The 18,579-nt window shown below is 46.5% G+C and carries 19 protein-coding genes and 1 riboswitch; of the genes, 6 read left to right on the top strand and 13 right to left on the bottom strand.

Annotated features, from left to right (window positions below; all coding sequences use genetic code 11):
• Positions 1–100: 100 nt before the first annotated feature.
• Positions 101–204: riboswitch (TPP riboswitch) on the top strand.
• 80 nt (positions 205–284) lie between these two features.
• The 5 genes from B5J93_RS12015 to B5J93_RS11995 all read left to right on the top strand — a co-directional run bounded on the left by B5J93_RS12015 (position 285) and on the right by B5J93_RS11995 (position 7,832).
• The gene (locus B5J93_RS12015; protein WP_079326592.1) at positions 285–1,301 is read left to right on the top strand and encodes an ABC transporter substrate-binding protein; all 1,017 of its coding nucleotides are present in this window, start codon (positions 285–287) and stop codon (positions 1,299–1,301) included.
• Positions 1,302–1,422: 121 nt separating this feature from the next.
• On the top strand, positions 1,423–2,163 hold the full coding sequence (locus B5J93_RS12010; protein WP_079326591.1) for an ABC transporter ATP-binding protein: 741 nt from the start codon (positions 1,423–1,425) through the stop codon (positions 2,161–2,163).
• 193 nt (positions 2,164–2,356) lie between these two features.
• A complete protein-coding gene (locus B5J93_RS12005; protein WP_079326590.1) occupies positions 2,357–4,207 on the top strand; it encodes an ABC transporter ATP-binding protein in 1,851 nt (616 codons plus the stop codon).
• A gap of 166 nt (positions 4,208–4,373) precedes the next feature.
• Positions 4,374–5,222 (top strand): tetratricopeptide repeat protein, encoded by an 849-nt coding sequence (locus B5J93_RS12000; RefSeq protein WP_079326589.1) that lies wholly within the window; start codon positions 4,374–4,376, stop codon positions 5,220–5,222.
• A 102-nt stretch (positions 5,223–5,324) separates the two neighbouring features.
• A complete protein-coding gene (locus B5J93_RS11995) occupies positions 5,325–7,832 on the top strand; it encodes a lipase family alpha/beta hydrolase (protein WP_079326588.1) in 2,508 nt (835 codons plus the stop codon).
• A 95-nt stretch (positions 7,833–7,927) separates the two neighbouring features.
• Here B5J93_RS11995 and B5J93_RS11990 read toward each other — a convergent pair whose 3' ends face one another.
• From B5J93_RS11990 to B5J93_RS11975, 4 genes are all read right to left on the bottom strand, one after another.
• Entirely contained in the window at positions 7,928–8,731 is an 804-nt protein-coding gene (locus B5J93_RS11990; protein WP_079326587.1) for a UDP-2,3-diacylglucosamine diphosphatase, read from the bottom strand.
• A gap of 65 nt (positions 8,732–8,796) precedes the next feature.
• Complete coding sequence (locus B5J93_RS11985) at positions 8,797–9,306, bottom strand: peptidylprolyl isomerase (protein WP_079326586.1); 510 nt, start codon at positions 9,304–9,306, stop codon at positions 8,797–8,799.
• A 61-nt stretch (positions 9,307–9,367) separates the two neighbouring features.
• Positions 9,368–9,625 carry a Txe/YoeB family addiction module toxin gene (locus B5J93_RS11980; protein WP_079326585.1) on the bottom strand — a complete coding sequence of 86 codons (258 nt, stop codon included), beginning with the start codon at positions 9,623–9,625 and terminating at the stop codon, positions 9,368–9,370.
• Complete coding sequence (locus B5J93_RS11975) at positions 9,618–9,869, bottom strand: type II toxin-antitoxin system Phd/YefM family antitoxin (RefSeq protein WP_079326584.1); 252 nt, start codon at positions 9,867–9,869, stop codon at positions 9,618–9,620. The genes B5J93_RS11980 and B5J93_RS11975 overlap by 8 nt, the downstream gene beginning before the upstream one ends.
• A gap of 152 nt (positions 9,870–10,021) precedes the next feature.
• Here B5J93_RS11975 and B5J93_RS11970 point away from each other — a divergent pair, with 152 nt between their 5' ends.
• Positions 10,022–11,776: a glutamine--tRNA ligase/YqeY domain fusion protein gene (locus B5J93_RS11970; RefSeq protein ID WP_079326583.1), complete on the top strand. Its 1,755-nt coding sequence runs from the start codon at positions 10,022–10,024 to the stop codon at positions 11,774–11,776.
• 55 nt (positions 11,777–11,831) lie between these two features.
• On the opposite strand, the gene dusB is transcribed toward B5J93_RS11970, so the two are convergent.
• The 9 genes from dusB to moaA all read right to left on the bottom strand — a co-directional run bounded on the left by dusB (position 11,832) and on the right by moaA (position 18,282).
• Positions 11,832–12,836 (bottom strand): tRNA dihydrouridine synthase DusB, encoded by a 1,005-nt coding sequence (gene dusB / locus B5J93_RS11965; protein WP_079326582.1) that lies wholly within the window; start codon positions 12,834–12,836, stop codon positions 11,832–11,834.
• Between the two features lie 20 nt (positions 12,837–12,856).
• A complete protein-coding gene (locus B5J93_RS11960; RefSeq protein ID WP_079326581.1) occupies positions 12,857–13,876 on the bottom strand; it encodes a ribonuclease Z in 1,020 nt (339 codons plus the stop codon).
• Positions 13,877–13,991: 115 nt separating this feature from the next.
• On the bottom strand, positions 13,992–14,480 hold the full coding sequence (locus B5J93_RS11955; protein WP_079326580.1) for a molybdenum cofactor biosynthesis protein MoaE: 489 nt from the start codon (positions 14,478–14,480) through the stop codon (positions 13,992–13,994).
• A gap of 1 nt (position 14,481) precedes the next feature.
• Positions 14,482–14,751: a MoaD/ThiS family protein gene (locus B5J93_RS11950; protein ID WP_079326579.1), complete on the bottom strand. Its 270-nt coding sequence runs from the start codon at positions 14,749–14,751 to the stop codon at positions 14,482–14,484.
• Positions 14,741–15,214, bottom strand: a complete 474-nt coding sequence (gene moaC, locus B5J93_RS11945) for a cyclic pyranopterin monophosphate synthase MoaC (RefSeq protein WP_079326578.1) — start codon at positions 15,212–15,214, stop codon at positions 14,741–14,743. The genes B5J93_RS11950 and moaC overlap by 11 nt, the downstream gene beginning before the upstream one ends.
• A complete protein-coding gene (gene mobA, locus B5J93_RS11940) occupies positions 15,211–15,900 on the bottom strand; it encodes a molybdenum cofactor guanylyltransferase (RefSeq protein WP_079326577.1) in 690 nt (229 codons plus the stop codon). The genes moaC and mobA overlap by 4 nt, the downstream gene beginning before the upstream one ends.
• A 24-nt stretch (positions 15,901–15,924) precedes the next feature.
• The gene (moaB, locus tag B5J93_RS11935; RefSeq protein WP_079326576.1) at positions 15,925–16,491 is read right to left on the bottom strand and encodes a molybdenum cofactor biosynthesis protein B; all 567 of its coding nucleotides are present in this window, start codon (positions 16,489–16,491) and stop codon (positions 15,925–15,927) included.
• 37 nt (positions 16,492–16,528) lie between these two features.
• Positions 16,529–17,230, bottom strand: a complete 702-nt coding sequence (locus B5J93_RS11930; protein WP_079326575.1) for an MOSC domain-containing protein — start codon at positions 17,228–17,230, stop codon at positions 16,529–16,531.
• A gap of 47 nt (positions 17,231–17,277) precedes the next feature.
• Positions 17,278–18,282: a GTP 3',8-cyclase MoaA gene (moaA, locus tag B5J93_RS11925; RefSeq protein WP_228144938.1), complete on the bottom strand. Its 1,005-nt coding sequence runs from the start codon at positions 18,280–18,282 to the stop codon at positions 17,278–17,280.
• Positions 18,283–18,579 lie beyond the last annotated feature (297 nt).

The raw sequence follows: 18,579 nt of genomic DNA, 5'->3' as shown, positions 1-18,579 counted from the left end.
AGGGATACAGTTGCTACAATACCGCAATATCAAATCAAAATAAAACCCAATTAATCTCTTTAAAGACCATTGCCAAACCCACCCATTTCATTTATAATAAAAACCTTAGTCGGGGTGCTTTTTATTTTTAAGTTAAAAAGCTGAGATGATACCCGTGAACCTGATACAGTTAATACTGGCGTAGGAAACTAAATGCTTGATTTATTTGATGTTTTTTGTCGGCTTGACTGTATTTGCCTTTGGGTTGCCCCAAGGGTTTTTTATTGACATTGAATGGAGTTGTTATGTTAATTCAGTTAAGCCCAAAACTATTATCCGTCATCGCCCTTGGGGCGAGCTTATTTGTAGCAGGGTGCAACAAACCTGCCGATACGTCCGCCAAGACCACCCAAGAGCCTGCCAAAACCGACAAGCAAGAGCTTATCATCGCCCTAGACTGGGTGCCCAACACCAACCACACAGGGCTGTATGTGGCACTGGATAAGGGCTATTTTGCCGAGCAGGGCTTTGATGCCAAAATCGTCCAGCCATCCGAAGACAGTGCGTCCACACTAGTGGCGAATGAGCGTGCCGATTTGGGCGTGTATTTTCAGCCTAATATGGTCAAACGCCTAAATAAAGGCGAGCCGATTACCGCTATTGGAGCCATCGTTCAGCACAACAACGCAGGGCTATTGTCGCTCAAATCTTTGGGGGCAAGCACGCCCAAAGACCTACACGGCAAACGCTACTCCACTTGGGAAGACCCTGTGGACGACAAAACGGTGGCAAGCCTAGTCGGTGAGCCGTTAAACCCAATCCCAGGGGAGAGTACGGATGCAACAACCGCCTTGCGTATGAACCAATTTGACTATATTTTGGCGTATTATAGCTGGGACGGCATTCATGCAGGGCTAAAAGGCGTGGAGACCAATTTCTTTTATCTAAAAGATTCAAACCCTGTATTTGACTACTACTCGCCTGTCATCATCGCCAACAGCAACGCACTACAAAAAGACCCCGAACGCTACAAAAAAGCCATGACCGCCATCAGTCAAGGCTACACCTATGCCAGTCAGCACGCCGATGAAAGTGCCGAGATTCTCATTAAGCACGCCCCCGAGATTAACCCTGAGCTTGCCAAAGCCAGTCAGCAATATATGTCGGGGCAATATCTGGCAGAAGACGGCAGTTGGGGGCGGTTTGATTATAATCGCTGGGATAATTTCTTTAAATGGGTGTACGATAATAAACTAATTGATACGCCATTTGCCCCACAAGCAGGGGTTAGCAATGACTATTTACCTAATGATGTGAAATGATGATATAGATTTTGCGATTAATTAATCCAAGCAATATTTGTGTAGGGGCGTGTTGCACACGCCCTTTGTACTATCTTAACCCTAATACGATTTCAAATACTCACCATAAAAAGGACACCCCATGACCGCCCCAACCGCCAAATTACAACTTGTTGATATTCATCATGAATTTGATGATAAGCCGTTATTTGCCGAGTTGAATTTAACCATTTATCAAGGCAAAATCGTTGCCATCATTGGGGCAAGTGGCGTGGGTAAGACGACTTTATTTAATATCGCCTCAGGGCTTATCATGCCAAAAGCAGGTAAGGTCTTGATAGACGGCAAGGACAGCACAGGGCAGGCAGGGAGCGTGGGTTATATGCTCCAAAAGGATTTGCTATTGCCCTTTAAAAGTGTCTATGACAACATTGCCCTGCCTTTGACCTTACAAAACCTGCCAAAATCCGCCATTCATGACAAAATCATGCCTCTACTACCTGCCTTTGGACTTGATGAGCTATACCACAAATACCCCGCCCAGCTCTCAGGCGGACAACGTCAGCGAGTGGCACTGCTTCGCACTTATCTAAGTAATGACAGTCTTATGCTCTTAGATGAGCCATTTTCGGCACTGGATTTTGTAACCAAAAATCAGATGTATGAATGGTTTGGGGCGTTTCAAAAAGACAAGGAACTGACCTGCCTTATTATCACGCATGACATTGATGAAGCGATTTATTTGGCAGATGAATTGTATGTGTTAAAGGGGCTTCCTGCCACGCTTGCCCATCATTTTGTCATTGATAAATCATCTGATTTTTTGCAAAGTGTAGAATACTTAAATCTAAAACAAAACGTACTTGAGGCGATACAGGGTTAAGTGGTTGCATGGATTTAAACACCCTAATAAACACCAAACCCACACCAAATTAAATTCTATTCTTGCTTTCCATTTTTAAAAACGTATTTTTAAAATTTTGATATTGAATAATACCTCCATAAACCCCACATTACACCTTTGGCAATTTGCCCAATTTGCCACTTTTCCCTTTAATAATTTATAAATAATAACCATGTCTTTATTTCGCTACTTTGAAAACCGCCTAAACCCCTACCCCGACAGTCCGATGCCTACTCCCGACTCCAGTCAGCGTGGGTTTTTTGGGTTTTTGTGGGCGTGTACCGAAGGGGCGAGATTTTGGATTGGGGTACGTATTGTTTTATCAATATTGCTTGGCATATTTAGCTCGCTGTTATTTGCATGGGCGGGCGATGTCGTGGACTGGTTGACCGTCTACACCCCTGAGACTCTATGGCAAGAAAAAGGGGCAACCATTACGCTGATTTTGGGGCTGTGCGTGCTGTCCATTTTTGGCGAATTTATCGGCAACTTAATCCGCTTTCAAGTGTTACAAGGGGTCATGCCGATGCGACTGCGGTGGTGGTTTCATAAGCACATGCTTGGACAGTCCATGCAGTTTTATCATGATGAGTTCTCAGGGCGTGTCTCCGCCAAAGTCATGCAAACCGCCCTATCGGTGCGTGATACGATTATGACCATGGCAGAGATGGTGTCGTTTGTCGTGGCGTATTTGGTAACCAGTGGCGTGATTTTATTAGGGCTGGATATTTGGCTGTTTTTGCCATTTGTGGCGTGGCTGATTTGTGTGGCGGTGATGATGAAATTTTTCTTGCCCCGCCTGCGTGAGACCGCCAGTAACCAAGCCGACGCTCGTGCCTTGATGACAGGACGTGTGACTGATGCTTATGCCAACATCAGTGCGGTCAAGCTGTTTAGCCACTCTAATCGTGAGCTGTCCTATGCCAAATCCGCCATGAGCGAGTTCATGACCACCGTCCATGCCCAAATGCGGTGGGTGTCCATTCTAGGAACGACGACCGAGACGCTCTCGCTTATCATGATAGTTGGCAGTACCGCCATCGGTGTGTATCTGTGGATGATGGGCGAGGTAAGCGTTGGGGCGATTGCGGTGGCAAGTGGTATCGCCCTACGTCTAAAAGGCATGATTCAGTGGATTATGTGGGAGATGGCAAGCCTGTTTGAGCATATCGGCACGGTGCAGGATGGCATGAGAACACTAACCACACCCCACGCCATCACGGATAGGGCTGATGCTAGTGAGCTTGTGGTAGCACGGGGCGAGATTGCGTTTAATGACGTGACCTTTAACTACGGGCGTGGCGAAGACGGAACTGCCCTATTTGATAAGTTCAACCTAGCCATCCAAGCAGGCGAGAAAGTCGGTCTGGTCGGTCGCTCGGGGGCGGGCAAGTCTAGTCTTGTCAATCTATTACTGCGTTTTTATGACGTGGATGGGGGCAGTATCAGCATTGATGGGCAGGACATCAGTGCTGTCACTCAGACATCGCTCCGCCAAAACATCGGCATGGTCACCCAAGACACCGCCCTACTACACCGCACCGTGCGTGAGAACATCGCCTATGGCAGACCTGATGCAACCGATGACGAAATCATCGCAGCGGCTCGCCTTGCCCACGCATGGGACTTTATCCAGACCTTAGAAGACAAACACGGCAACACAGGGCTTGACACCGAAGTGGGCGAGCGTGGCGTGAAACTCTCAGGCGGTCAGCGTCAGCGTATCGCCATCGCTCGGGTCATGCTCAAAAACGCCCCCATCTTACTGCTTGATGAAGCGACATCTGCCCTAGACAGCGAAGTGGAACACGCCATCACCCAAAGCCTAGATGAGATGATGAAAGGCAAAACCGTCATCGCCATCGCTCACCGCCTATCCACCATCGCCAGTCTTGATAAGCTTGTGGTGATGGACAAAGGCGAGATTATTGAGATGGGCAGTCATGACGAACTCATCGCCCAAGGCGGGATTTATGCTAACCTATGGGCAAGACAGTCGGGCGGATTTTTGGGTGAGATGTAGGCGTGCTTGCCCCAGTCAAACATACTTGGCTACACAGTGTAACACAACTGACAACCCTGTAACAATTTACCACCAAAACAGTGTCCAATACATATAGATGATTAAGGTAAATTTCTTATAATTTTTAAAATTTACCTTTGTTTTAAGATTTTTAAAAGAGAACCCCATGAAAACCTTACCCTCTTACAAAGTAGCACTTAGCACCATCGCCTTGACCGCCCTACCTGCCATGGCTCAGCTAAACACAGTAGGCATCGCCCCTGCCATGCGTGGTGAGCTAACCACACCCATCTCCCATGCCAACGCTACCAACCTACTTAGTCAGTCTGTGGCAGGCGTGCCATCCATCAGTGCCAATATTTCTAACGTCAATCGCATTGCCACCGTTGTCATCAATGCCAACCAAAGCGGTAGCACTCGCCTTGATGTGAGCTTGATTGATGATTTTATTGATGATGTCGCCCCTAACGCTCGCCACTATCCACCAAATTTCCCCAATCGCACCACTGAATTTGTTACCAGCGAGAACATCAAATATCTCTCCGACTGGCTAGAACCTTACGCCAATGCCAATGACGCAAGCCTTGATGTCATCTTGCGTGTCGCCAAAATCAACGGCATGGCTCGCAACCTAAACATCGGCACTGACTACACCCAACGTGCCAATAAATACATGGCAAAAGCCATCGCTTTGGCTCCTGATAACCCCGAAGCCAACTTCCTATACGGCATGATGATTAGTGAAGGTGGTGGCTTCATCGAAGGGCAAAAATACCTACAAAAAGCCGCCAGTCTTGGCTATCTAGAAGCCGAACAAAGTCTCGCCCAAGCCGAGCTACTGGCGGACAACCACGCAGGGGCATTATCTCGCCTAAAAGCCTTGCAAAGTCAGCACCCGACCAATGCTCAAATTGCCGAACAGGTTCGTATCGTTGAAAATGGCGGTTATTATATTTGGAACATCAAAAACGACAACATCAACGTCAAGCCATTGCAATTAGCCAGTAATCAATAAATACTTGCTTAGACTTTTAAAAATAAATCCATCAAATATTCCTTTTGGTGGATTTTTTATGTAAAATTATCGGGAAAATATCAATACACAACAAGACCCCGTATGACCAAACTTACGCTAAGTACCCTAAGCCTTACCCTAACTCTTGTTATCACAGGGTGTAGCACGCTTCACAAGCCCAAACAAATCCAATCGAAAATCATCGACACACATCGTGCCAACATCACCACTCGCCCACAAATCAGTGCTGCGGCAAGCAGTATCTTACTTTCATCAGGTCTAACCCAAGATGAGTGCATGAATGCCTTTAATGACTGTTTGGACAAAGTCAAAGAAGTACTTGCCTTTGGCAATCCGCAAGTTGCCGTCAATGACCGCCAGCACCAACAAATCGCCAGACCCACCCTTGCCCTACTCTCTGAGTTATACTACACCAAAGCCCTAAGCCTTGGCGAGCAGGACGCTTGTCAAAACCCAACCCGTCCACCGCTAGACCCCTATTATGCCAACGCTCCCCTATCCGCCAGTGAGCAAGCCGATAAGCAAAAGGAGCGTCACGCCTGCCTATCTGCTAAGCGAGACGCCATTAAGGCAAGCATTAACCACAGCTATGCCTATCTGTTTTATGACAGCTTGACAGGACAAAAGACCACATCGCCCCTAGTCACCGAGAGCGACATCAAGGCTCAGGATTTGTACCATGTGGCGAGCAACGCCTTGATTGGCGAGCTCTACCAAGCCCAAAACGGGGCTTTTGCCAACGCTCATCAGCAGGGCTTTAATCTCACCCCCACCAGTGACTACGGTCATATCCTTGCCAACAGCTACCACAGTGATGACGTCACCGTCAATCTCTACCTTGCCCATGACCCTGACTACATGGCAAATCTAGATGTAAGCTCACAAAATCAGCACCTACTTGCTGACCTAGTCTCAGCTTATGACTCACGTTTGGCAGACTTAAATACCACCAGTAGCCGAGCAGGTCTAGGTGTGCCTTATGTGGGCGTGCTGCCTGATCGCCCGATGATTACTCTGCGAGAACTGGTAGGTCAAAACCAGTCCACCGAACCACGCACCAATCACGCTACCAACAGCCCTACCACTGACCCTGCCGATAACCCAACCGACAACCCCACCAATGACATCAAAGCAAATAACCCCCTGCTTAGCCAAGACCTTGACAGCATCGCCAGTCGCATTCATCCCACAGGGCACATGCTCCTAACAGGCGTGGTCAAGCCCCAAGGCACGCACTTGCCTGACGTGCTATCAGCAAACGTGCTAGACGTGCATTTTTTTAACCCTTATAAAACCAAAGACATTGAGATTTTGGGCAAAAATTACCCCCTATCGGCAAACTTCTCAGCAGGGTACGCCCTATGGCTTGCCGAGAACCAACTACAAGGTGTGGGTATTTTAAACATGCTAAACAAAAACACCGCCACTCTGCCCCAACTGTTCATGTTAAAGCCCTACGACCCCAACCAAAAAGTCATCATCATGATACATGGCTTGGCGTCTAGCCCTGCCACATGGGTCAATCTCACCAACAATCTCTTTGCCGACCCCGTCCTGCGTGATAACTATCAAGTATGGCAAGTGTTCTACGCCACCAACCTGCCCATGCTCGAAAACCGCTACCAAATCCGTGAAGTCATCGACACCGCCTACACACTCACCGACCCTGACGGCACTCACCCTGCCAGCCAGCATAGCATGATTATCGGGCATAGCATGGGTGGTATCATGGCAAGAATGCTTGTCGCCGATGATGATTTGTTACCCCGATTGGATGATTGGGACAAATTGGTTGATGCCACGCATATAGACGGTATGGATGATGGCGACCTAAATAAAACCACCAACAACCAAACCCACCCCCATGACAATACCCTAATCAGACAGCTACTGGCCGACACTTACCAAGAAGATTTTAACAACCGCTTTGCCCTGCATGCCCTCCCACAGGTTGATACAGCAGTGTTTATCTCCGCCCCTTTTGCAGGCACAGACTATGCCGACCGCTGGTTTACCCGCTTTGCCCGCCGTGTCGTCCGCCTACCCCTAGACATCACCAAAACCGTGACTGGCACCATCATAAACAGCGGACAAGTGGACAGCACCCAGCTCCAAAACAGTGCCATCGGCTCACTCTACCTACAAAATGGACCAAGCCAGCTCTCCGACCAATCCGCCTTTATAAAACTTACCAAAGAGCTAACCATTAATGACAATGTCGCCTACCACACCATCATGGGCGACCGTGCCGGCAATGCCGAGAGCTTGCAGGGCAATCTGGTCAGGCAAAATCTCTCTGACGGCATTGTCCCCTATGACAGCTCCCACCTAGACGGGGCAATCAGCGAAACAGTCGTCACGGGTGGACACAACATTCACGAAAACCCCAAAACCATTTTGCAATTACGCAAAATCCTACACGAGCATTTAGCACGTCATGGCGACCATACGACAACAGATGTGGCAAATGACGAAAAAGATGGGCAAGACAGGAAAGATGGGCAAGATAAAGAAAGTGGGAAATCCACAACAGATGACATTGACGAAAAAATCGTTAAAGAAGAAGAGACAAACGCCAATCTCAATTAATATGGTAATTTTTTGATGATTGGGAGTTTTTTGAGACATAAGGGCAAATCATGTTTGTCCTTGATGGATTGCTGATATAACGTTAAAAATGACGTTTATTTTACAAACCAATCAAACACCCAAAGCCCTACGCCATCACTATCCACCACCCCAATCACCGCTTGCACTTTGTCATCGATATACCGCCAATCGCCAAGTACCATGCGTTTTTTATCGCCCAATGTATGTACGGCAGGACGGTGCGTGTGTCCGTGTAGCAGGATATTGCAGTCTTGCATGGCGTGATTGACCGCTTGCGTGTTTACGTCCATGATGGTGGTAGATTTTTGGTGTTTGTCGCTGTAGGATTTCGCTTTGATTTTTTGGGCGAGGCGTTGGCGATAGGCTAAGGGCTGTTTTAAAATAAGCCAAGAGATGACAGGATTTTGGATAATTTTTCGGTAACGCTGATACGCCTTATCATCGGTACATAGCCTGTCGCCATGTTCTAGGCGAATGGTTATGCCATTTGAAAGTGTTAAAAAATGCGGTTCTTTGATAAGTGTGCCATGAAAGGTATCACACAGACTTTGGCGAATGGCAAAATCTCTATTGCCGTGCATGACATAAATGGCGGTTTTTGTGGAGAGAGTTTTTAGGGTATTTAAAATGGGCGTTAAAAAATGCCGTGCTTTTTTGCCATCGGACAACTTCAAATAATCATCATCACCAATCCAACCGTCCAGCCAGTCGCCCAAAATATAAAGGCTTTGCAAGTTTGGCAAAACGCACAAATCTTTGATAAGTGCCAAAAACGCTTGATTTAGGGCAGGCGTGTCGCTTGATAAATGCAAGTCGCTGACAAATACCGTACTAATATCATGGGGGCGAGTGGTTAATAAGTGGTTAAATTGTTGCATAGCAAGGCTCAAAATGATAAAAAGGGCGAAAATGATTCGCCCTTACAACCAAAAATAACGGCTAATTACTTAGAAATCACTTTGGCAGAGTTAATAACAATTGGCGTGGTCGGTACGTCTGAGTGATAGCCATAACGCCCTGTGGGTACGCCTTTGATTTGGTTTACCACGTCCATGCCATCTGTTACTTTACCAAACACCGCATAGCCCCAGCCTTGTGGCGTTGGACTGCTGTAATTCAAAAAGTCGTTGTTTTTGACGTTGATAAAAAATTGAGCCGTTGCTGAATGTGGGTCTGATGTACGAGCCATGGCGATTGTGCCAACGTCATTGGTTAGACCGTTGTCAGCTTCGTTTTTGATGGGGGTGCCAGTGCGTTTTTCGTTCATATCGGCATCCATACCACCGCCTTGAATCATAAAGCCGTCAATCACACGATGAAAAATCGTGCCGTCATAATGACCGCTTTCGACATAGTCAAGGAAGTTTGCCACCGTAACAGGGGCTTTTTCGGCATTTAGTTCAATAACAATCGCACCGTGTGTGGTGTCAAACTGTACAACAGGCATGTCCATGGGGATTCCTTATAAAAAAAGTGAAAATTGGCGAGTATTATAGCAAAAATTTGATAAATTGTTAAGCCTTATAATGATGACGGCATGAAATGATAATGAGCGTTTCATTTTCATAACAATAAACCAAGCGGTTGACATCATCAATGCGTCTTGACCAGTAGCCTGTTAGGTTATATTTTAATGGTTCGGGCTTGCCGATACCGTCAAAAGGGTCTCGTCTGCAATCCTTAATCAAGGTATTAATACGTTTTATGGTTTTCTTATCTTGGCTTTGCCAATACAAATAATCCTCCCACGCCTCATCAAACCAACTAATCATCAATTAAATCCCTTTGGGTAAGTTGATGATTTTTTACCGCTTGCACACCACGCATAAGGTGTTCAGCATTAGCAGGGTTTGACAATAGATAATCTGTTTCTTTAAAAGCATTATATTCATCAAGACTAATCATTACCGCAGAATTTTTGCCACGTTTGACAATCACAGGGGCATGGCTGTCTTGAACATAGTCAAGGGCGGATGCTAGGTTTTGGCGAAATTCGCTATAATTCATCACTTGCATGATACTCTCCCATATTAAGTACTTATTATTGTACCCTTTTTATTGCTTTTTGGCAATGAAATTTGACAATCTTTTGAAATTTTATTTTGTCAATTTATGTAAAAATTATGCTAAAATAACAAAATTTACGCCTTTAAATAATGGAAAAACCCATGACCGACCTACCCGAAAAAAACGACTTTATCCGCCAAATTATCCGTGATGACCTAGCAAGCGGTAAGCACGACAGCATTTTGACCCGTTTTCCGCCCGAGCCAAACGGCTATTTGCACATCGGACACGTCAAATCCATTTGCCTAAATTTTGGCGTGGCACAAGAGTTTGACGGTGCGTGCAACCTACGCTTTGACGACACCAACCCCACCGCCGAAAAGCAAGACTATGTGGACAGCATTAAGGCGGACGTGGAATGGCTTGGTTTTGACTGGGCAGGGGACGTGCATTATGCGTCGCATTATTTTGACAAATTGTACGAATGGGCAGTACAGCTTATTAAACAAGGCGATGCCTATGTGGATTTTCAAACGCCTGATGAGATTCGTGAACACCGTGGCGGTTTTGGCAAGCCGTCCGTTGAGTCGCCACAACGCAACGCTACTGTTGATGAGAATTTGGCTCGTTTTGATGACATGAAAAACGGCAAATACAAAGAGGGCGAGGCGGTACTGCGTGCCAAGATTGACATGAATCATGCCAACATGAACATGAGAGACCCTATCATCTACCGTGTCATGCACGCAAGCCACCACCAAACGGGCGACACATGGTGCATTTATCCGATGTACGACTACGCCCACCCCTTGTCGGACGCTTATGAGGGTATCACGCACTCGATTTGTACGCTTGAATTTGAAGATCACCGTCCTTTTTATGATTGGGTTGTTGAAAAAGTGGGCTTTGAGGTGCCGCCCCGCCAATACGAATTTAGCCGTCTAAATATTGACCACACGCTAACGTCCAAGCGTAAACTCAAACGCCTTGTGGACATGGGCGTGGTATCGGGCTGGGACGACCCACGCATGCCAACCATTGCAGGCATGAGAAGACGTGGCTACCCTGCCGAAGGCTTGCGGGATTTTTGTGAACGCATTGGCGTATCCAAGGCAGACGGCGTGGTAGATTTTCGCCAGTTGGAATTTAGCATTAGAAACGTGCTAGAAAATACCGCCAGTCGTGGTATGGCAGTGCTAAACCCCTTAAAAGTTACCATTAGCAACTTTGATGAAGCGGTTGCTGATTTTGAACATCTAAAAAAAGACACGGTCAAGGCTCGCCTAGACAATGGCGTATTGTGGCTTACTCAGCCCAAACACCCACAGGCGGACAATGGCGAGCGTGAGATTCCTTTTACCAAAACCATTTATATTGATAAATCTGACTTTGAAATCACGCCCCCAGACGGCTACAAACGCCTATCGCCAGAAAATCCTGAGATTCGTCTGCGTAACAGCTATGTGCTAAAAGTAGAAGAGCATATCATGGACGCTAATGGCGATGTGGTAGAACTTGTCGCCACCATTGACCCAAAAACGCTGGGCAATAACCCTGAGGGGCGTAAAGTTAAGGGTGTGATTCATTGGGTGTCGGCAAGTCATGGCGTGCCTGCCACCGTGCGACTGTATGAGCATTTATTATTTGAAGATGATGAAATCTCAGACGAGCATATCGCCACTATTAAAACACAAAACCCAGATGCCGATGATGATACGCTATGGGTACTAACCCACGTCAATCCAAATTCGGTAAAGGTTGTCAATGCCATTGTAGAGCCGTCATTGGCACAGGCAAAAGGCGATGACAAATTCCAATTTGAGCGTGAAAGCTACTTTGTGGCGGACAGCGTGGAGCATAGCACTGATAAGCCCGTGTTTAATCAGATTGTGGGGTTAAAAGACGGGTTTAAATAACGTTTAGCAATTTTAAAATCAAACGAAAGCCAAACGTGATGTTTGGCTTTTATTTTTAGTTGGCACTGATTTTTAAAAACTCATCAACAACTTTATATTGCCCACTTGTCGTCTCCTCACGGTACATCGCCTCACGAAAGGCGTTGGAATTGGCAAGTCCGCCTGTGTACCAAGCGATGTGTTTTCGGGCAATGCGACAGCCTGAGTATTCGCCATAAAATTGATACAGCTCGTCCAAATGAGCCAGTACAATCTCACGCAGTTCACTCACGCTAGGCGATGGCAAAAGCTCGCCTGTGGCTAGATAATGGGCAATGTCCCGAAAAATCCACGGTCGCCCCTGCCCTGCTCGCCCTATCATGACCGCATCCGCACCTGTGTACTCTTGTACCCATTTGGCTTTTTGGGGGCTGTCAATGTCGCCATTGACGATAATGGGGATTTTGGCGTCTGCCTTGACTTGCCTGATAAGCTCGTAACGGGCATTGCCTGTATAAAAATCCTCTCGCGTGCGTCCGTGTATGGCAAGGGCGGATATGCCTGCGTTTTCGGCAATTTTGGCAACCGTTAGGATATTTTCTTGCCCATTGGCAAAGCCGAGCCGTGTTTTTAGGGTGATTGGCACGCCCAAATCGGCAACCGACGCCACCGCACTGTCAAGCAGTCTTTTTACCAAATCCAAGTCTTGCAAAAGAGCTGACCCCGACAATTTGCGACACACCTTTTTGGCAGGACAGCCCATGTTAATATCCACGATACACGCCCCATTTTCTACTTGAAATCGCACGGCTTGGGCAAGTTTATCAGACTCTGCTCCTGCCACTTGGGCGGATATAGGGGCAATCTCACCCGAGAAGTTGGCACGGTACAGCGACTTTTGGCGAGCGTATAGGGCGGTATCGGCAATAATCATCTCACTGACGGCATGACCTGCCCCAAAGGACTTGGCAAGACGGCGAAAGGGATTGTCAGTTACCCCTGCCATTGGGGCGACAATCAGGCGATTGGCAATGGTTTGATTGCCAATGGCTAGGGGGGTCAAGAGTATGTGTTTATTCATAAATTGTTGATTTTATTAGGTTAATTTATAGCATCCAAACCCACCACCACTTGCAAAAAATCCTTTGCCAGTACCAGTTTGCCGTCATAATAACTCTCCACCTCCTTACGAATATGCCCCATGTTGGGCTGTTTGGCGGTTTCATCATCAAAAGGGGCGTATCTGGCACTAAAATGGGTCAATATCAGCATGGGAATGTGGCAGGCGTGGGCGAATTGAGCAATCATTTTGGCACTAGAATGCTTAGGGTCAAATCCGCCCTGCTCGGCAGGTTTACTGACTATTTTTTGCATGACATCATCGGTATAGGTCGCCTCGTGGACGAGAGCGTGGCAGTCTTTGACGGCTTGGGTCAGTAGGCTTGGCGTGTCGTTGTCGCCTGCGATGACGATTTTGGTGGTGCTTTGGGTGTGGATTTTATAATCATGCGGATTGATGATGTTATCATCAAGGCTTAGGGGCGTATCCGCCTTTAAAATCTCATGCCAATATTTATTGGCGATGTTATCGGTTTTTAATTTGCCCGTCAAAAGTTTGTCTTTGTCAAGCGTCTGGACAATCTCAAAGCCAAACGATGCAATGCGGTGCGATAGCATGTGCAGGCGTATAAAAATGCGATGATTGTCGCCCAAATCAAGGGGCAATTCACGCTCCAAATTATCCTCAATAGCAATAAAATCAATGGGATAATTAAACTGTAGCTCGCTCACGATGGTCAGCGTATCAAGCAGTTTGGCAATCGCTTTTGGGGCGATGAGCGTCAAAGACTTGGTGCGTCTGTTCATGCCAAGGCTCGCCAAAAGTCCGCCCAACCCATAGCAGTGGTCGCCGTGCGTGTGCGTGATGAGTATGGCGGATAAGTCATTGGGCGACAGATGGCTTTTTATGAGCTGATGCTGAGTGCCTTCTCCGCAGTCGATGAGTAGCCAAGTATTGCGTTTGGCGTGGGCATTGGCAACGCATTCTAGGGCAAGGGCGGAGACGTTGCGTTCACGAGTTGGCACACCGCTTGATGTGCCTAGAAAGGTGAGTTTGAACATGGAGTTAATTGATAAATATGGTGGCACATTGTACCATATTTATCAAAATGGGTTGGGATTTATCAAAATAAATCAGGGTGATTTTACCGTCCCGATGTGTCACCATCCATCGTCCCTAGCCATTATTAGACAACCACAAACTGCTGTCGTCATCATAAAATTCCTGCTTCCATACAGGAATGTCGGCTTTGATGGCGTTTAGTAGCCACTCACAGGCATCAAATGCAGGCGTACGATGAGACGCACACACTCCAATCCACACCGCCATATCGCCAATGCCAAGCTCACCAATACGATGAATGGCGACAGCGTGCGTGATGTCAAAGCTCGCTTTGGCTTCACGGATGAGCTTCGCCCCGTGATTGATGGCAAGCTGTTCATAGCCATAATAAGTCAGACGGTTTACCGCTCGCTTATTATTATGGTTACGCACCCACCCTTCAAACGTGACGAGCGCCCCTGCCGTGTCATTTAGTAGATACGATTTTAATAATCTATCATCAATAGGGCAATCCGACAAAGCAAAACCGTCCACTCGGGCAAGCTCATAGGCTCGCTCCTTGGGCAGGCTTGTGATTAACGCATTATCATGAGCCGTTTTCATATCACCCCCCTGCCACAGGTGGAATAAAGGCAATCGTATCGCCTGATGAGACCTTATCTCCCCAACTGCCAAACTCGTGATTGATGGCAACCGCCACTTTGTCTTGGGGCAAATCAAAGCCGTATTTGGCGGACAATTTGGCATAAATCATCGCCAAATCATCACTATCAGTCTGCACAGTCTCGCTATCCTTACCTGCTTGTTCAGCAAGGCTGGCAAAGTACAGCACGGTAAGGCTTATCGTATCAAGCGTTTGATTGTTATTTGTCATAATCGGATTTTCCCCCTGTTTTTTGGATAAGATAAATATCAGTTATCATGATGTCATGGCTGATTGCCTTGGTCATGTCATAGATGGTAAGGCACGCCACCGACACGGCGGTTAGAGCTTCCATTTCAACGCCTGTCTTGTGGGTAACTTTGGCGGTCGCCCCCACCACGATGGCACACTCATCATCAGCATAACGAAAGCTCATCTTGATGGTGTCAAGGGGCAAGGCGTGACATAAGGGTATCAGCTCGTGCGTTTTTTTGCCCGCCATAATCCCTGCGATGTGGGCGGTCTGGACAATACTGCCCTTTTTGGTCATGCCGTCTGTGTCTTTGATGTGGTGGTACACGTCAGGGGCGAACACCACTTTGCCCTGTGCACTCGCGGTGCGTGCGGTGGCGATTTTGTCGCCCACGTCCACCATCGTGATGTTGCCGTCTTTGTCTAAATGGGTAAGATTCATGATTGCTCTTTTTGTGGTTTGTTTTTAAAATACGACAATGCCAATCTAAATTCATCAGGCGTATTAAAATTGGCAAGATTTCGCCAATCTGTTGGCGTAGATAGTGGCGATATTTGGCAAATGTTTTTATCCTTTAAAAATTTCATGACAGACCGCTCGCCCCTATCCAAATATAGTTTTAATTCATCATAAAGGGATAAAGAATAACAGCCCAATAGCGGATAATCTTTATCGCTTGATGTGTCTTTTAGATACGCCCCATGATGATTTTTTAAATCAGCCTTTTTTAATAAATTAAAAATCTCACCAACATCAATCAAATTATCACAGCTAATCACCATTAAAAAGTTATCGGATAAATTATTGTCTGTTGATTTATCTTGATTAACAAAATGAGTTTGGCAATAATAAAAAGCGGATAATATACAAGATAACGCCCCTGCATTTTTGATATAGTCATCAATGATAACAACAGATGAATTTACCAAATTGGTGTTTTTTAAAAAACCTTTATCCAAAAAATTCTTATCATTATCGCCAAGTAATATCGGCAGATTTAACATATTGGCATTATTAATATGAAAATCAAGCAATGTTTGATGATTTGGCAAAGGCAACAACGCCTTGGGCGACCCCATACGGCGAGAATTGCCCCCTGCCAAAATCAATAGACCAATCACGCTCATGGCTTTGCCTTTTGTCTTTATGGTTTAGCCGTGCGTGGGATTTTGACGCATCAGATGCGGCACAAAGTTGCATGGGCGTGTGCGATTATCAAGCTGTTCTAACAAAATGCCTTCCCAGCCCGTACGGCACGCCCCTGTCGAACCTGGCAAGCAAAAAATCGCCGTACTGTTCGCCATGCCTGCCACCGCCCGAGATTGCAAGGTAGACATACCGATGTCGTCTTTGGAGAGCAGGCGAAACATCTCGCCAAAGCCTGCCACTTCCTTATCAAACAGCACCGACACCGCTTCTGGCATATTGTCCCGATGATAAAAGCCCGTACCGCCCGTGCTGATGACGGCGTGAACATCAGGGTTAGCAATCCACGCACTCATCACGGCACGGATTTGGTAGATGTCATCTGTGGTGAGTTTGCGGTCGATGAGCGTATGCCCTGCTTTGACGATACTGTCCGCCAGATATTGCCCTGACGTGTCCTCGTCCAGCGTGCGAGTGTCGGAGACGGTCAGCACGGCGATGTTGAGCGGGATAAATGGTTTGTCCGCTTTTGGCGGGGCGATGCGATTGGGGTTATTGCAAAGCTTGCACATAGGATTGCCCTTTTAAAATTAAAAAATATATTAAATATCAATTATTTGAACGTTTGTCGTAGATTTTCTTTTTCCAGCTGATTTCTAGGCAGTCAATGCCAAGCCATTTATCCGCCGTCTGTGTCTCAATGCCAGATTTTTGGTTAATCAATGACCATAATACCGTCAAATTGGCAAAAGGATAAGGATGGTCAATGAGATACACAGGGATATTCGCATGAAGCACCCCTGTTTGCACCACCTGATAATACCACCCTGCAATGCCCTCTCGTGCCACAAAATAGGACACACCTGCGTTGCCAAGCTTATCATTAATCTTATAGCAGGGGCGACGTGGCTGTATCAGACGCACCCGTACGCTGTCATCGCTCTCGCCAAACTGATAAATGTCACCAATGCAGACATTATCCTCGCACATCGGCTCGCCTGCTGTCATCACGGTTAGGTTCTCACCCAATGAACCGATGGGTGCGTTTAAATTAAATTCTTGATTGATGGCGTCATAGGTCGTGATGGGCATTTGGTGCAGGGCTTTTAGGTGTCCGCCGTGAAATTTATGCTCCGCCTGCTCGTCCTCGGACAGACCCAATAGATTCACCGACATACTACCTTCAATTGATATTTTGTTAATGGCACTCACGCCACGCACGAACGGCTCTACCTTGCCTGCTCGTACATCGGTTAATGTGCCGATGAGTCTTGGCAACTCATCTTCTTGTGTGATTGTCTCTGCGGTCATGATTGAACACCTTTACATTAAAAGCAACATCATATCATAAGATACAACTAACCGCCCACGAGCGATAAATTATTCATCATACCGCTATGACTGTCCAAATAATGATGTTCAGGTTTGATTGGCATTAAGTCTTTTAGTGTCGTCATTAGTCCTTTTTTATCTTGTGTGGTAAGATAAGGGCGAATGTCATAATTTTGAGAATCAAATAAGCACAAATGCACTTTGCCAAGACTGCTGACTCTTAACCGATTACAACTATCACAAAAGTTTTTGGCATACGGCTCAATAATGCCAATACTGCCTATATAATCAGGGTGGATATATTCAATGGCAGGCCCATCGTCTTGGGCTTTGGGTTTGGGTTGCCAGCCATGTGTGATAAGATGGTCTTTGATAAAATGAGCGGTTTGATTTTGAGCAAAAAACAAATCGGCATTATCACTGGTTTGCATAAATTCAATAAAGCGATAAGTAACAGGACGCTCTTTGACAAAATCAAGGGCGGATAATAAATTATCATAAGCGGTATCGTGCATTAAAATACCGTTCATTTTTAATTTAATGTCGGTCGTTTGTAATAATTTATCCACGTCATTTAAGAGCGTGGGCAATATGTCAAAGCCTGTGATTTTTTTGAATACATCTTTATCAAAACTGTCAATGCTAAGATTTAATTGATTAAGCCCCGCATTTTGCCAAGATGATAGGTGCTTGGCAAGTTTGTAGCCGTTTGATGAGATGGCGACTTTGGCAATGCCATGCTGTTTGGCAAGGGCGATGATGTCCGCCAAATCACGGCGAACAGATGGCTCTCCGCCTGTTAGACGCACTTTTTTTGTGCCAAGGCTGACAAAGCCGTCAAAAAGCGTGTCAATCTCGGCAAGTGTCAGCTCGTCATCCGCTCGTTTGCCTTGGTAGCCGTTCGGCAAGCAGTAATCACAGCGAAAGTTACAAAAGTCGGTAACCGATAGGCGTAGGTAGGTCAGCTGTCTGTTAAATCCGTCCACAAGCGGCGTGGGGGCAAGTTTGGTGTGTGAGCCTTGCCCGCCCATGTCAGCAAAGGGGGCTTTGGCGTGGAAGGTAGGGACGGACGTTTTCATGGCTTCGTAAGGCGTTGCCTCGGTTGTGGGTATGGGCTAAGTGTAGCAAAACCGTGCGTCCGCCCCAATTGCCCAAAAGGCAAACGGCATACTACTTTGGGGGTAGGGGTGAGATGATGGGGTTTTTAGAATGGATTTAAAAGATTTTTGATGATAAGCTCAATTAAGCAATACTTAACTCGCCATGACTGTCCAAACGGTGCAAAATCAGCTCATCATCACCGTCAAATTCCTAAGAACCTGTTCACA

The organism is Moraxella equi (genome assembly GCF_002027555.1).
Lineage (GTDB): Bacteria > Pseudomonadota > Gammaproteobacteria > Pseudomonadales > Moraxellaceae > Moraxella > Moraxella equi.
The sequence above is the reverse complement of the archived record's forward strand: the minus strand, read 5'-3'. Positions and strand labels throughout refer to the sequence as shown.

What these genes read in the sequence shown, in the direction of transcription:
- B5J93_RS12015 (WP_079326592.1), top strand. Translation starts at nt 285, where the DNA reads ATGTTAATTCAGTTAAGCCCAAAACTATTATCCGTCATCGCCCTTGGG.
- B5J93_RS12010 (WP_079326591.1), top strand. Translation starts at nt 1,423, where the DNA reads ATGACCGCCCCAACCGCCAAATTACAACTTGTTGATATTCATCATGAA.
- B5J93_RS12005 (WP_079326590.1), top strand. Translation starts at nt 2,357, where the DNA reads ATGTCTTTATTTCGCTACTTTGAAAACCGCCTAAACCCCTACCCCGAC.
- B5J93_RS12000 (WP_079326589.1), top strand. Translation starts at nt 4,374, where the DNA reads ATGAAAACCTTACCCTCTTACAAAGTAGCACTTAGCACCATCGCCTTG.
- B5J93_RS11995 (WP_079326588.1), top strand. Translation starts at nt 5,325, where the DNA reads ATGACCAAACTTACGCTAAGTACCCTAAGCCTTACCCTAACTCTTGTT.
- B5J93_RS11990 (WP_079326587.1), bottom strand. Translation starts at nt 8,731, where the DNA reads ATGCAACAATTTAACCACTTATTAACCACTCGCCCCCATGATATTAGT.
- B5J93_RS11985 (WP_079326586.1), bottom strand. Translation starts at nt 9,306, where the DNA reads ATGGACATGCCTGTTGTACAGTTTGACACCACACACGGTGCGATTGTT.
- B5J93_RS11980 (WP_079326585.1), bottom strand. Translation starts at nt 9,625, where the DNA reads ATGATTAGTTGGTTTGATGAGGCGTGGGAGGATTATTTGTATTGGCAA.
- B5J93_RS11975 (WP_079326584.1), bottom strand. Translation starts at nt 9,869, where the DNA reads ATGCAAGTGATGAATTATAGCGAATTTCGCCAAAACCTAGCATCCGCC.
- B5J93_RS11970 (WP_079326583.1), top strand. Translation starts at nt 10,022, where the DNA reads ATGACCGACCTACCCGAAAAAAACGACTTTATCCGCCAAATTATCCGT.
- dusB (WP_079326582.1), bottom strand. Translation starts at nt 12,836, where the DNA reads ATGAATAAACACATACTCTTGACCCCCCTAGCCATTGGCAATCAAACC.
- B5J93_RS11960 (WP_079326581.1), bottom strand. Translation starts at nt 13,876, where the DNA reads ATGTTCAAACTCACCTTTCTAGGCACATCAAGCGGTGTGCCAACTCGT.
- B5J93_RS11955 (WP_079326580.1), bottom strand. Translation starts at nt 14,480, where the DNA reads ATGAAAACGGCTCATGATAATGCGTTAATCACAAGCCTGCCCAAGGAG.
- B5J93_RS11950 (WP_079326579.1), bottom strand. Translation starts at nt 14,751, where the DNA reads ATGACAAATAACAATCAAACGCTTGATACGATAAGCCTTACCGTGCTG.
- moaC (WP_079326578.1), bottom strand. Translation starts at nt 15,214, where the DNA reads ATGAATCTTACCCATTTAGACAAAGACGGCAACATCACGATGGTGGAC.
- mobA (WP_079326577.1), bottom strand. Translation starts at nt 15,900, where the DNA reads ATGAGCGTGATTGGTCTATTGATTTTGGCAGGGGGCAATTCTCGCCGT.
- moaB (WP_079326576.1), bottom strand. Translation starts at nt 16,491, where the DNA reads ATGTGCAAGCTTTGCAATAACCCCAATCGCATCGCCCCGCCAAAAGCG.
- B5J93_RS11930 (WP_079326575.1), bottom strand. Translation starts at nt 17,230, where the DNA reads ATGACCGCAGAGACAATCACACAAGAAGATGAGTTGCCAAGACTCATC.
- moaA (WP_228144938.1), bottom strand. Translation starts at nt 18,282, where the DNA reads ATGGGCGGGCAAGGCTCACACACCAAACTTGCCCCCACGCCGCTTGTG.